We start from the raw sequence: 13,596 nt of genomic DNA on the forward strand, positions 1-13,596 counted from the left end.
CCATGTACGCAGAACGCGTCCTCTCCGGTATGCGCCCCAGCGGCCGCCTTCACCTCGGCCATTACCATGGCGTGCTCAAGAACTGGGTGAGGCTGCAGGAGGAGTATCCCTGCCTGTTCTTCGTCGCCGACTGGCATGCGCTCACCACCCACTACGACACGCCCGAGGTGATCGAGAACAGCGTGTGGGACATGCTGGTCGATTGGCTCGCCGCCGGCATCGACCCCGCGCAGTCCACGCTCTTCATCCAGTCGCAGGTGCCCGAGCACGCCGAGCTCCACCTGCTGCTGTCGATGATGACGCCGCTCGGCTGGCTCGAGCGCGTGCCGACCTGGAAGGAGCAGCAGGAAAGGATCGAGGGGCGCGACCTGTCGACATACGGGTTCCTCGGCTATCCACTGCTGCAGTCGGCCGACATCCTGATCTATCGCGCCGACAAGGTGCCGGTGGGGGAGGACCAGGTGCCCCACGTCGAGATCACGCGCGAGATCGCGCGCCGCTTCAATCACCTCTATGGGCGCGAGCCCGGCTTCGAGGACAAGGCCAGGGATGCCGTCCGCAAACTCGGCGCCAAGCGTGCGCGCCTGTACCACGACCTGCGTACCCGCTTCCAGCAGGAGGGCGACGAGGAGGCGCTCGAGCAGGCCAAGGCCCTGCTCGACGAGACGCAGAATCTTTCCCTGGGGGATCGCGAGCGCCTCTATGGCTACCTCGAAGGCAGCGGCAAGATGATCATGGTCGAGCCCGAGGCACTGCTCACGCCTGCCGCGCGCATGCCCGGGCTGGATGGACAGAAGATGTCCAAGTCCTACGGCAATACGATCAACCTGCGCGAGGACGCCGACAGCGTCACGCGCAAGATCCGCACCATGCAGACCGACCCTGCCCGCATGCGCCGCACCGACCCCGGCGACCCCGAGCGTTGTCCGGTGTGGCAGCTGCACGCGATCTACTCCGACGAGGACACGCTGAGCTGGGCGCAGCAGGGCTGCCGCAGCGCGGGCATCGGCTGCCTCGAATGCAAGCAGCCTTTGCTGGAGGCGATTCTCAAGGAGCAGGAGATCCTGCACGAGCGGGCACAGCCGTACCTGGACGATCCCTCGCTGCTGCGCAGCATCATTGCGGACGGCTGCGAGCGTGCGCGCAAGCTCGCGCAGGAAACGATGCGCGACGTGCGCGAGGCCATGGGCCTGGACTACAGTTGAGCGGCACTGGTCTCCGCTCCCTCAGCGTGCCCCGACGATGAATTTTCCGCTGGACCTGGCACCGATCGAGGCCGGTGCGCCGCTCGATGTCCTTGCGCGCATCTACGGCGAGCCCCTGCTCGAACTGCCCAAAGACCTGTATATTCCGCCCGACGCGTTGCAGGTGTTTCTCGATGCGTTCGAGGGCCCGCTGGATCTGCTGCTGTACCTGATCCGCAAGGCCAACCTCGACGTGCTCGACATCCCGATGGCTCCGCTCACCGCGCAATACCTCGAATACGTGGAGGCGATGCGGGCGACGAACCTGGAGCTTGCCGCGGAGTACCTGCTGATGGCGGCGATGCTGCTCGAGATCAAGTCGCGCATGTTGCTGCCGCGGCCGCCGCGCGGGAACGCGGAGGAAGAGGACCCGCGTGCGGAGCTCGTCCGCAGGCTGCTCGAGTACGAGCAGATGAAGCTTGCCGCCGCGCGCCTGGATACGCTGCCGCGGGTTGAGCGCGACTTCGAGTGGGTTGGGGTGTTCGTCGCCGAGAAGGTGGTCGAACGCCTCCCGGAAGTCAGCCTGCACGACCTGCAGCTCGCCTGGCTGCGGATCATGAAGAAGGCACGGTTGAACCAGCATCACCGCGTCGGGCGCGAGCAGCTCTCGGTGCGCGAACACATGACGGCGATCCTGCGCAAGCTTGGCGACGGCAGCTTCGTGGTGTTCGACACCCTGTTCGACGGCCGGCTCGGCCCCGCAGGGCTGGTGGTGAGCTTTCTTGCCGTGCTCGAGCTGGTGAAGGAAAGACTGGTCGACGTGACCCAGAACGAGGCCTTTGCGCCGATCTACGTGAAGCTGGCAGATGGAACCCGCAACGACGCCTGAGGCGTACCTGCGCATCGTCGAGGCGGCGCTGCTTGCCGCATCGTCGCCTTTGCCGGTGTCCGAGCTGCGCAAGCTTTTCGACGAGGACCCCGGGCCTGACCTGGTGCGGCGTCTTCTCGACGCGTTGCGCGCGCAATGGTCCGAGGCCGGACGCGGCGTCGAGCTGGTGCAGGTGGCGAGCGGCTGGCGATTCCAGACGCGGCCTGAGTATCAGGTCTATCTCGATCGCCTCAAGGAAGAAAAGCCGCCGCGCTATTCGCGGGCGGTCCTGGAAACGCTGGCGATCATCGCCTACCGCCAGCCCGTCACGCGCGGCGACATCGAGGACATCCGCGGCGTGGCGGTATCGCCCAACGTACTGAAAACCCTCGAATCGCGCGGCTGGGTCGACATCGTCGGCCACCGCGACACCCCCGGGCGGCCGGCCCTGTTCGCCACCACCCGGCGCTTCCTCGACGAGATGGGCCTGCGCAGCCTGACCGAGCTGCCGGCGCTCACCGAAATCGAAAAAATCATGGATCTAGTCGATGTCTCGCAAACCGAACCGGCCGTTGCGCCCGCCCCTGAAGAAGAAGTCTGACGCGATCGAGATCCTCGATCGCGACCCGCGCGCCTCCCACAGCGGGTCGCGCGACGAGGACGCCCAGCCAAGCCGCAAGGATGCGCATCTCAATGCCGATCCGCGTGGCCCGCGAGCGCCGCGCCCACCCCGTGCGGGCGGCGCGCCGGCGCCGCGCAGGCCGCGCATCGAGGGTGATCCGGTCCGCCATCCCGATGCCCACCGCTCCGCGCTCGGGCAGCCAGAGGGCGGCGAGCGCCGCGGTCGCAGCGCGGGCGGCGGGCGCAACGCGCCCACCACGCTCACCGAGCCCGAGCGCCTGCAGAAGGTGCTTGCCCAGGCGGGGGTCGCGTCGCGGCGCGAGATCGAGGAGTGGGTGGTGGCCGGTCGTATCTCAGTCAACGGCCTGCCTGCCTCGCTCGGGCAGAAGATCGGCCCTGGCGACCGCGTCAAGGTCAATGGCAAGCTGATTCCGCTGCGCTTCACCCAGCGCTCGCCGCGCGTGCTGATCTACCACAAGCCCGAGGGCGAAATCGTTTCCCGCGACGACCCTGAAGGCCGCCCCACGGTGTTCGAGCGCCTGCCCCTGCTGCGCAAGGGACGGTGGCTGGCGGTAGGGCGGCTCGACTTCAATACCTCGGGTCTGCTGCTGTTTACCAACGACGGCGACCTCGCCAACAAGCTGATGCATCCGCGCTACGAACTCGAGCGCGAGTACGCGGTGCGCATCCTCGGCGAACTCAACGAGGAGCAGGCGAAGTCGCTCACCGAGGGCATCCAGCTCGAGGATGGTCCGGCGAAGTTCAACCTGCTGCGGGACGAGGGGGGCGAGGGCGCCAACCACTGGTATCGGGTGACCATCTCGGAGGGTCGCAACCGCGAGGTGCGTCGCATGTTCGAGGCCGTCGGTCTCACCGTGAGCAGGCTGATGCGCGTGCGCTACGGCAGTGTCGAGCTCCCCGCCCGTCTCAAGCGTGGCATGTGGATGGAGATGCCCGAGCCGGAGGCTTGCGCGCTTGCCGGTCTGCCTGCGCCGCAGCAGAGCCGGCAGCAGGACGAGCGCGCGAAGCGCCCGGTGAAGCTGCATCGCACGCAGCCGCGTGCCGGGGTGAAGCCACGCTGAGGGTGTCGACTGCGGCCGTGACGGGGCGTCGCGGCGAGCGTAATCCGACGGCCGCCGTTGCCGGAGCGAGCGCCTTGCATCGTGCAAGCGTTTGCCCGGCCGGCGGTTTTCGCGCTATACTCCTGCGGCTTTGATGGATGGCTTTTCCATATCGTGTTCTCCTTTCTGCGCCGGGTGCGTGGATCGGTGATCGTATGGTTCCTGTCTGTCATGCGGTTGTGACCAGCGGTCGTTTCTTGCAGGGGCAATTGTTTGATGGGCGTTTCGCCCATTTTTTATTTGTGGCGCCCGTCGGGGCGTCGGTCGAGCAGCGTTTGAGTGGCGGGTCGAGGACATGCGAGCGGATGTCGAGCAGTTGATCGAGCAGGTGGTGACGGGTCTTGGATACGAGCTCGTGGATGTCGAGTTCTCGCCCAAGGGCCGGCTGCTGCGCGTCTTTCTCGACATCGAGCGCGGCATCACGGTCGATGACTGTGCCACCGTGAGCAACCAGCTTCAGCGCGTGTTCGAGGTCGAGAACGTGGACTACGACCGGCTCGAGGTGTCCTCGCCGGGGCTCGACCGCCCGCTGAAGAAGCTGGCCGATTTCGAACGCTTTGCCGGCGAGCAGGCGCAGGTGCGACTGTCGCTGCCGATCGGCAATCAACGCAATTTCGTCGGCGTGATCGAGGGGGTGCGCGAAGGCGCGGTGGCGCTGCGCACCGAGAAGGGCGAGGTGCTGCTGCCCTTCGGCGACATCGAGAAAGCACGCCTGGTACCCCAATTTTGAGACTGTGGATGTGGAGGTTTTACTGAAATGAGCCGCGAGATTCTGCTGCTTGTCGATGCTCTGGCGCGCGAGAAGAACGTCGCCAAGGAGATCGTTTTTTCCGCGCTCGAAACCGCCTTGGCCTCCGCGACCAAGAAGCGCATCCACGACGACGCCGACGTGGTGGTCGCGATCGATCGCGACACCGGTGACTACACCTCGAAGCGGCGCTGGCTGGTGATGCTCGACGAAGAGGTCACCAACGACGAGGCCGAGATGGGCATCATCGACGCCCGCGAGCTGCGCGCCGACGTGCAGATCGGCGACTACATGGAAGAAGAGCTCGAGCCGATCGACTTCGGCCGCATCGGCGCCCAGGCCGCCAAGCAGGTCATCCTGCAGAAGATCCGCGACGCCGAGCGCGAGCAGGTGCTCAACGACTTCCTCGACCGCAAGGAATTCCTCGTCTCCGGTTCGATCAAGCGCATGGAACGCGGCAACGCGATCATCGAGGTCGGCCGCATGGAAGCCGTGCTGCCGCGCGACCAGCAGATCCCGCGCGAGAACCTGCGCGTCGGCGACCGCGTGAAGGCCTTCCTGTTGCGCATCGACCGCGGCGCCCGTGGTCCGCAGCTGGTGCTGTCGCGCACCGCGCCCGAGTTCCTGATGAAGCTGTTCGAGCTCGAGGTCCCCGAGATCGAGGACGGCCTGCTCGAGCTCAAGGCCTGCGCCCGCGACCCCGGATTGCGCGCCAAGATCGCGGTCAAGTCCAACGATCAGCGCATCGACCCGATCGGCACCTGCGTCGGCCTGCGCGGCTCGCGCGTCACCGCGGTGCGCAACGAGATCGGCGGCGAGCAGATCGACATCATCGTATGGTCGTCCGATCCTGCCCAGTTCGTGGTCGCCGCCCTGCAGCCGGCCGAAGTGGTCTCCATCGTGGTCGATGAAGAGGCGCATGCGATGGACGTGGTGGTCGACGAGAACAATCTCGCGATCGCCATCGGCCGCAATGGCCAGAACGTCAAGCTCGCCTCCGAGCTCACCGGGTGGACGATCAACCTGATGAGCGAGCAGGAGTCCGCCGAGAAGACCGCGCAGGAACAGCAGGGCCTGCGTGCCCTGTTCATGGAAAAGCTGGATGTTGACGAGGAACTCGCCGATATCCTGATCGAGGAAGGTTTCTCCTCGCTCGAGGAGGTGGCCTACGTGCCGCTCGCCGAGATGCTGGAGATCGAGGCCTTCGACGAGGACACGGTCAACGAGCTGCGCAACCGCGCACGCAACGTGCTGCTGACCGAGGCCATCGTCACCGAGGAGCAGCTGGAGAACGTCTCCGACGACCTGCTCGGCCTCGAAGGCATGGAAAAGTCGCTGGCCGCCAAACTGGCCCAGCAGGGCATTCGTACCCGCGACGACCTCGCCGACCTCGCGGTCGACGAACTGGTCGAGATGGCCGGGATCGACGAAGAAAGAGCCAAGGCGCTGATTTCCGTTGCGCGCGCCCATTGGTTCGAAGAATGATGGGAGGGCTGTAATGGAACAGATGAGCGTGACCCAGTTTGCCGGCGAACTGAAAATGCCGGCCGCGGTGCTGCTCGAGCAGTTGAAGCGCGCGGGCGTCGATAAATCCGGCGCCGCAGACCTGCTCACCGAACAGGACAAGGCCAAGCTGTTGGAATACCTGCGCCGTTCGCACGGTGACACCCAGCCCAAGGGCAAGATCACCCTGACGCGCAAGCAGACCACCGAGATCCGGGCTACGGACTCGACCGGGCGCGCCCGCACGGTCCAGGTCGAGGTGCGCAAGAAGCGCACCTTCGTCAAGCGTGACGAGCTCGCCGAGCAGTCGCCGTCCGTCGCGGAGTCCATGGAGGCCCCCGCGCAGATCGAGGAGCCGGTGGTCGCGGCAGCCCCCGAGGCCGTGGTCGAGGCGCCTGCCGTCGCGCCCGCCGTCATCGAAGCGGTCGCTCCCGAGGTCCCCGTGCAGCCCGAGCCCGCAGCGGTCGAGGCGCCGCCCGTGGTCGAAGCGGCCGCGGTCGAGGAGCCTGCGCCGAGCGCGGCCGAGGCGCCGCGCGCGCGGGATGCTGCGACGCCGGCGGCAAAGTCTGCGCCGGTCGAAGCCCCTGCTGCGCCGACGGTCACGACCGTGCTGAGCAAGCCGCTGCCGCTGTCCGAGATCCTCAGCGACGAGGAAATCGCGGCGCGCAAGCGCGATGAGGAGCGACAGCGTGCGCTCAAGGAGCGTCAGGCGGCCGATCTGCGTGCACGTCAGGAACGCGAGGCGGCGGCGCGTGCCGCGGCCGAAGCGCGCAAGGCCGAAGAGGAAGCCCGCCTGCGCGCCGAGCAGCAGAAGAAGGAGGAGCCCGCGAAGGCGGCCAAGGCCACCACCGGTACCCTCCATCGTCCGGCCAAGACCGATGACAAGCCCGCCAGCCGCGAGGTCAAGCGTGGCGCGCCGGCGCCGGCGCGCGAGGCCGAAGGCGCCGGCAAGCGCCGTGGCGGCATGAAGACGCGCGGCGAGGTCGGTGCCACCACCGGCAGCAACTGGCGCGGCGCCGGCAAGGGCGGTGGCCGTCACGGCCGCCACCAGCAGGACGACCGTTCGTCCTTCCAGGCGCCCACCGAGCCGATCGTGCATGAAGTGCATGTGCCGGAGACGATCACCGTCGCCGATCTCGCCCACAAGATGGCGGTGAAGGCGACCGAGGTCATCAAGGCGCTCATGAAGATGGGCTCCATGGTCACCATCAACCAGGTGCTCGATCAGGAAACCGCGATGATCATCGTCGAGGAGATGGGGCACGTGGCGGTTGCTGCCAAGCTCGACGATCCCGACGCCTTCCTTCAGGAGAGCGACGCGCACAAGGACGCCGAGGTGTTGCCGCGCGCGCCGGTCGTCACCGTCATGGGTCACGTCGACCACGGCAAGACCTCGCTTCTCGACTACATCCGCCGCGCCAAGGTCGCCGCCGGCGAGTTCGGCGGCATCACCCAGCACATCGGCGCTTACCACGTCGAGACTGCGCGCGGCATGCTCACCTTCCTCGACACCCCGGGCCACGAGGCCTTCACGGCGATGCGTGCCCGCGGTGCCAAGGCCACCGACATCGTCATCCTGGTGGTGGCGGCCGATGACGGCGTGATGCCGCAGACGCGCGAAGCCATCCACCACGCCAAGGCGGCCGGCGTGCCGCTGGTGGTGGCGATCAACAAGATCGACAAGCCTGACGCCAACCCCGAGCGCGTGACCCAGGAGCTGATCGCCGAGGAGGTGATCCCCGAGGCCTACGGCGGCGACACGATGTTCGTGCCGGTGTCGGCGAAGAAGGGTACCGGCATCGACGAGCTGCTCGAGGCCGTGCTGCTGCAGGCCGAAGTGCTCGAGCTCACCGCGCCCAAGGACACGCCGGCCAAGGGCCTGATCATCGAGGCCCGCCTCGACAAGGGGCGCGGCCCGGTGGCCTCGCTGCTGGTGCAGTCCGGTACCCTGAGGAAGGGCGACGTGCTGCTGGCCGGTGCCACCTTCGGCCGCATCCGCGCGATGCTCGACGAGAACGGCAAGCAGATCGACGAAGCGGGTCCGTCCATTCCGGTGGAGATCCTCGGTCTGTCGGACGTGCCCGCCGCGGGCGACGAGGCGATCGCGCTCGCCGACGAGAAGAAGGCGCGCGAGATCGCGCTCTTCCGCCAGGGCAAGTTCCGCGACGTCAAGCTCGCCAAGCAGCAGGCTGCAAAGCTCGAGAGCATGTTCGAGCAGATGGCCGAGGGCGAGGTCAAGAGCCTGCCGCTGATCATCAAGGCCGACGTGCAGGGCTCGCAGGAGGCACTCGTTCAGTCGCTGCAGAAGCTGTCGACCGACGAGGTCCGGGTCAACGTCATCCACGCGGCGGTCGGCGCGATCAGCGAGTCCGACGTCAACCTGGCGCAGGCGTCGGGCGCGGTCATCATCGGCTTCAACATGCGGGCCGACGCCGGCGCGCGCAAGCTGGCCGAGACCTTCGGGGTCGATATCCGCTACTACAACATCATCTACGACGCGGTGGATGAGGTGAAGGCGGCGCTGTCGGGCATGCTGGCGCCGGAGAAGCGTGAGGAAGTGACCGGCCTGGTCGAGATCCGCCAGGTGTTCACGATCTCCAAGGTGGGTTCGATCGCCGGTTGCTACGTGCTCGAAGGGGTGGTGCGACGCAACTCGCACGTGCGCCTGCTGCGCAACCACACCGTGCTGTGGACCGGCGAGCTCGAGTCGCTCAAGCGCTTCAAGGACGACGTCAAGGAAGTCAAGTTCGGCTACGAGTGCGGCCTGCAGCTGCGCAACTACAACGACATCAAGGAAGGCGACCAGCTCGAGGTCTTCGAGATCAAGGAAGTGGCGAGGACCCTGTAAGCGATGCCCAAGGAGTATTCCCGCAGCCAGCGCGTGGTGGAGCAGATCCGCCGCGAGCTGGCCGAGCTGATCAGGCTGGAGGTGAAGGATCCGCGCGTCGGTTTCATCACCCTCACCGACGTCGAGATCACCCCCGACTATGCCCACGCCAAGGTGTTCTTCACGAACATGACCGGCGAGGCAGACGTGCCCGGGATCCTGCAGGGCTTGCGCCGCGCGAGCGGTTTCCTGCGCCGTGAGCTCGGCCGCCGCATCCGCATCCATACCATTCCCGAGCTCCACTTCCACTACGACCGTTCGGTGGAGGAGGGCTCGCGTCTGTCGCAGCTGATCGACGCGGTGGTGAAGGAGGACGAGGCCCGTCATCAGGACGAGCCCGCTGACGGCGCCGCCGCCCGGGACGATGACGGCACCCGCGCCTGAGGCCGTCGCGCTTGCCAGGCGAGCGAAGCGTCCGCAACAGCCGCAGCGCAAGATCATCCGCCGTGCGGTCGATGGCGTACTGCTGCTCGACAAGCCCCAGGGCGTGAGCTCGAACGGTGCGCTGCAGACCGCGCGTCGCCTGCTCAACGCCGCCAAGGCTGGCCACACCGGAACCCTCGATCCGATGGCGAGCGGGCTCTTGCCGCTCACCTTCGGCGAGGCCACCAAGTTCTCGCAGATGCTGCTTGACGCCGACAAGAAATACGAGGCGGTGGTGCAGCTCGGCGTGGAGACCGACAGCGGCGACGCGGAAGGTAAGGTCCTGGCCACGCACACGGTGACGGTGGAGCGCGCCGCGCTGGAGGCCGTGCTCGAACGCTTCCGGGGCGAGATCGAGCAGGTGCCGCCGATGTATTCGGCGCTCAAGCGCGACGGTAAGGCGCTGTACGAGTACGCGCGTGCGGGCATCGAGCTCGAGCGTGAGGCGCGCCGGGTCACGATCCATGCGCTCGAGCTGCTCGAGTTCAGCGGCGAGCGATTTACGATTCGCGTTCATTGCAGCAAGGGCACCTACATCCGCAGCCTGGCGATGGACATCGGTGCCGCACTTGGCTGCGGTGCCCATCTCGCGGCGCTGCGACGTACCGCGATCGGCGGTTTCGACCTCTCCGCTGCGGTCACGCTGGAGGCCCTTGAAGCGGCTGGCGAGGGCGCGCGCGATGCACTGCTCGCGCCGGTCGATGCGCTGGTTGCCGGCTTTCCAGTGCTGCGGCTTGATGCCGAGGCGGCGCGTGGTCTGCTGCAGGGGCGCACGCTCGCGCTGGCGGGCGCGCAGCCTGGCGCGAAGGTGCGCGCCTACGGTCCCGACGGCTTCCTCGGCCTGGCGCAATGGCAGGACGACGGACGCCTCGCCGCGCGCCGGCTGATCGCCACCGGTAGCCTCGCCGACGATGCATCAGCATGATTTTGATTGAGTAACTGGCGCCGCTATGGGTATAATCCGCGGCTTCTGATTGGCAGAAAACACGAGTAATCACACACATGGCTCTTGATACCGCATCCAAGTCGAAGATCGTCTCCGACTTCCAGCGCGCCCAGGGCGACACCGGTTCCCCGGAAGTCCAGATCGCGCTCCTGACCGCCCGCATCAACGGGCTCGCCCCCCACTTCAAGGAGCACGGCAAGGATCACCATTCCCGCCGTGGCCTGCTGAAGATGGTCAGCCAGCGCCGCAAGCTGCTGGACTACCTGAAGGGCCGCAACGCTGAAAGCTACCGCACCCTCATCGAGCGTCTGGGCCTGCGCAAGTAATTGGCGTCCGTGACGAGCCCGACAGCGCCGATCAGGGCGAAGTAAGCCAGCAAAGCCGGTGCGTGCCCCTGCGGCCGCGCCGGCTTTTTGCTATTCGTTCGCCGCGTTCGAGCGCACCGTCGTCATCGTCCTCCCGCGGCTTCCCGTCGCCCGCTCGGGCGGTGCGCCGCAAGCAGTTGTAGTTCGCTGCATCCACCGAAAGAAAAGGAATACGAACTTGCCTACCGCAATCAAGAAAACTTTCGCCTATGGCGCCCACACGGTCACCCTGGAAACCGGCGAGATCGCTCGCCAGGCCGGCGGGGCCGTGATCGTCAACATGGACGAGACCGTGGTGCTCGCCACCGTCGTCGGCGCCAAGGAAGCCCGTCCGGGCCAGGATTTCTTCCCGCTCACCGTCGATTACGTCGAGAAGTTCTATGCCGCGGGCCGCATCCCCGGCGGCTTCTTCAAGCGCGAAGGCCGTCCGAGCGAGAAGGAGATCCTCACCTCGCGCCTGATCGACCGCCCGATCCGCCCGCTCTTCCCCGATGGCTTCATGAACGAAGTCCAGGTCATCGTCACGGTGCTGTCGCTGAACCCCGAGATCGACTCCGACATCCCGGCGATGATCGGCGCCTCGGCTGCGCTGGCGATCTCCGGCCTGCCGTTCAACGGCCCGGTCGGTGCCGCGCGCGTGGGTTATCTCGATGGCAAGTACGTGCTCAATCCGACCGCGACCGAGCTGCAGAGCAGCCAGATGAATCTGGTCGTCGCCGGCACCCAGACCGCGGTGCTGATGGTCGAGTCCGAAGCCCAGGAGCTGCCGGAAGACGTCATGCTCGGCGCCGTGGTGTTCGGCCACGAGCAGATGCAGACCGCGATCAACGCGATCAACGAACTGGTCGAGGTGGCCGGCAAGCCCGAGTGGGACTGGCAGGCAGCGCCCGCCAACGAGGCCCTGATCGCCAAGGTCAACGAGCTCGCGAAGGCGGAGATGGAAGAGGCCTTCCGCATCACCAGCAAGCAGGAGCGTTCGGCACGCCTGTCGGAGATCCGCAAGCGCGTGATCGGCCAGCTCACCGAAGGCGTGGAGAACGCACCCTCGGTCAACGAGCTCAAGGACATCTTCTTCAACCTCGAGTCGGGCATCGTCCGCAGCCGCATCCTCAACGGGGAGCCGCGCATCGACGGTCGCGACACCCGCACCGTGCGTCCGATCGAGATCCGCACCGGCGTGCTGCCGCGCACCCACGGCTCGGCGCTGTTCACCCGCGGCGAGACCCAGGCCCTGGTGGTTGCCACCCTGGGCACCGGCCGCGACGAGCAGATCATCGACGCCATCGCCGGCGAGTACAAGGAGCGCTTCCTGCTCCACTACAACTTCCCGCCGTTCTGCACCGGCGAGACCGGCCGCTTCGGCGTGACCAAGCGCCGCGAGGTCGGCCACGGTCGCCTGGCCAAGCGCTCGCTGGTCGCCACGCTGCCCAAGCCGGAGGACTTCTCCTACACCGTTCGCGTGGTGTCCGAGATCACCGAGTCCAACGGCTCGTCGTCGATGGCCTCGGTGTGCGGCGGTTCGCTCGCGATGATGGATGCGGGCGTGCCGCTCAAGGACCACGTCGCGGGCATCGCCATGGGCCTGATCAAGGAAGGTAACCGTTTCGCGGTGCTCACCGACATCCTGGGTGACGAGGACCACCTCGGCGACATGGACTTCAAGGTCGCCGGCACCGAGAACGGCATCACCGGTCTGCAGATGGACATCAAGATCCAGGGCATCACCAAGGAGATCATGCACGCCGCGCTCGAGCAGGCCAAGGAAGGCCGCCTGCACATCCTCGGCCTCATGAAGCAGTCGCTGTCGTCCAGCCGTGGCGAGGTGTCCGAGTACGCCCCGCGCATGATCAACATGAAGATCAACCCGGAGAAGATCCGCGACGTGATCGGCAAGGGTGGGGCGGTGATTCGTGCGCTGCAGGAAGAGACCGGCACCGTGATCGAGATCGAGGACGATGGCGCGATCACCATCTCGTCGGTCAGCGCCGAGGGCGCCCAGGCGGCGAAGGCCAAGATCGAGGCGATCACCGCCGAGGTCGAGGTGGGCAAGGTCTACGAAGGCCCGGTCGTGCGCCTGCTCGACTTCGGCGCCATCGTCAACATCATGCCGGGCCGCGACGGCCTGCTGCACGTGTCGCAGATCGCCAACGAGCGCGTGAACAACGTCTCGGATTACGTGAAGGAAGGCCAGGTCGTGCGCGTCAAGGTCCTCGAGACCGACGAGCGCGGCAAGATCCGCCTGAGCATGAAGGCGCTGCTGAACGAAAACGCCGGTTGATGGCGGCCGGGCGGGCAACACCCGCCCGGTGCATGAGCAGGGAAAAGGGACGCCGTGTGCGTCCTTTTTTCTGAGGTGGGGTCCCGGCCTCGCCGGTCGCGATACGCGGACAGCAAAAAGGGGCGCCTCGGCGCCCCTTTGCGTACCTGCGCTTGCCTCGCGCGCTGCTTACTTCGCGACCTGGCGCTCGCGCATTTCTTCCAGCGTCTTGCAGTCGATGCACATCGTCGCCGTCGGACGGGCCTCCAGGCGCTTGAGTCCGATCTCGACGCCGCAGCTGTCGCAGTAGCCGTATTCGCCCGCCTCGATACGCCCGATGGCCTCGTCGATCTTCTTGATCAGCTTGCGTTCGCGGTCGCGGTTGCGCAGCTCGAGCGCGATGTCGGATTCCTGGCTGGCGCGGTCGTTGGGGTCGGCGAACACGGTTGCCTCGTCCTGCATGGTGTGTACCGTGCGCTCGATGTCATCGACCAGCTCGCTCTTGAGCGAACCGAGGATTTCGCGGAAGTGGGCCAGCTGCTTCTCGCTCATGTATTCCTCGCCAGCTGCCGGTACATAGGGCGGGAATTGCTTGTGCAGGGTATCGTCGGCCATGGATCAGCTTCCGTCAGATGGTGGTGAATGAAGGGAGCCGACTTAATAGCAGAATAAG

Annotated in this window: 12 protein-coding genes; 11 read left to right on the forward strand and 1 reads right to left on the reverse strand. The window is 66.6% G+C overall.

All coding sequences use genetic code 11. The features are described from left to right. The first annotated feature begins 2 nt into the window (after nucleotides 1–2). The 11 genes from AAG895_RS07365 (at nucleotide 3) to pnp (ending at nucleotide 12,944) form a co-directional block, all read left to right on the forward strand. On the forward strand, nucleotides 3–1,205 hold the full coding sequence (locus AAG895_RS07365; RefSeq protein WP_345794852.1) for a tryptophan--tRNA ligase: 1,203 nt from the start codon (nucleotides 3–5) through the stop codon (nucleotides 1,203–1,205). A 37-nt stretch (nucleotides 1,206–1,242) separates the two neighbouring features. Further along, nucleotides 1,243–2,073: a ScpA family protein gene (locus tag AAG895_RS07370; protein WP_345794853.1), complete on the forward strand. Its 831-nt coding sequence runs from the start codon at nucleotides 1,243–1,245 to the stop codon at nucleotides 2,071–2,073. Then, complete coding sequence (gene scpB, locus AAG895_RS07375) at nucleotides 2,051–2,653, forward strand: SMC-Scp complex subunit ScpB (RefSeq protein WP_345794854.1); 603 nt, start codon at nucleotides 2,051–2,053, stop codon at nucleotides 2,651–2,653. The genes AAG895_RS07370 and scpB overlap by 23 nt, the downstream gene beginning before the upstream one ends. Further along, nucleotides 2,601–3,755 carry a 23S rRNA pseudouridine(2605) synthase RluB gene (rluB, locus tag AAG895_RS07380; protein ID WP_345794855.1) on the forward strand — a complete coding sequence of 385 codons (1,155 nt, stop codon included), beginning with the start codon at nucleotides 2,601–2,603 and terminating at the stop codon, nucleotides 3,753–3,755. The genes scpB and rluB overlap by 53 nt, the downstream gene beginning before the upstream one ends. Nucleotides 3,756–4,089: 334 nt before the next feature. After that, a complete protein-coding gene (rimP, locus tag AAG895_RS07385) occupies nucleotides 4,090–4,524 on the forward strand; it encodes a ribosome maturation factor RimP (RefSeq protein WP_345794856.1) in 435 nt (144 codons plus the stop codon). 27 nt (nucleotides 4,525–4,551) lie between these two features. Further along, a complete protein-coding gene (gene nusA, locus AAG895_RS07390) occupies nucleotides 4,552–6,027 on the forward strand; it encodes a transcription termination factor NusA (protein WP_345794857.1) in 1,476 nt (491 codons plus the stop codon). Nucleotides 6,028–6,040: 13 nt separating this feature from the next. After that, nucleotides 6,041–8,893 (forward strand): translation initiation factor IF-2, encoded by a 2,853-nt coding sequence (infB, locus tag AAG895_RS07395; RefSeq protein ID WP_345794858.1) that lies wholly within the window; start codon nucleotides 6,041–6,043, stop codon nucleotides 8,891–8,893. Nucleotides 8,894–8,896: 3 nt separating this feature from the next. Next, entirely contained in the window at nucleotides 8,897–9,316 is a 420-nt protein-coding gene (rbfA, locus tag AAG895_RS07400) for a 30S ribosome-binding factor RbfA (RefSeq protein WP_345794859.1), read from the forward strand. Then, a complete protein-coding gene (gene truB, locus AAG895_RS07405; protein WP_345794860.1) occupies nucleotides 9,297–10,280 on the forward strand; it encodes a tRNA pseudouridine(55) synthase TruB in 984 nt (327 codons plus the stop codon). Before rbfA ends, truB begins: the two co-directional genes overlap by 20 nt. Nucleotides 10,281–10,357: 77 nt before the next feature. Next, the gene (gene rpsO, locus AAG895_RS07410; protein WP_345794861.1) at nucleotides 10,358–10,627 is read left to right on the forward strand and encodes a 30S ribosomal protein S15; all 270 of its coding nucleotides are present in this window, start codon (nucleotides 10,358–10,360) and stop codon (nucleotides 10,625–10,627) included. Between the two features lie 217 nt (nucleotides 10,628–10,844). After that, nucleotides 10,845–12,944 carry a polyribonucleotide nucleotidyltransferase gene (pnp, locus tag AAG895_RS07415; protein ID WP_345794862.1) on the forward strand — a complete coding sequence of 700 codons (2,100 nt, stop codon included), beginning with the start codon at nucleotides 10,845–10,847 and terminating at the stop codon, nucleotides 12,942–12,944. A 168-nt stretch (nucleotides 12,945–13,112) separates the two neighbouring features. Here pnp and dksA read toward each other — a convergent pair whose 3' ends face one another. Beyond that, on the reverse strand, nucleotides 13,113–13,538 hold the full coding sequence (dksA, locus tag AAG895_RS07420; protein WP_345794863.1) for an RNA polymerase-binding protein DksA: 426 nt from the start codon (nucleotides 13,536–13,538) through the stop codon (nucleotides 13,113–13,115). Between the last annotated feature and the right edge of the window lie 58 nt (nucleotides 13,539–13,596).

The sequence above is a fragment of the Thauera sp. JM12B12 genome (genome assembly GCF_039614725.1).
Lineage (GTDB): Bacteria > Pseudomonadota > Gammaproteobacteria > Burkholderiales > Rhodocyclaceae > Thauera.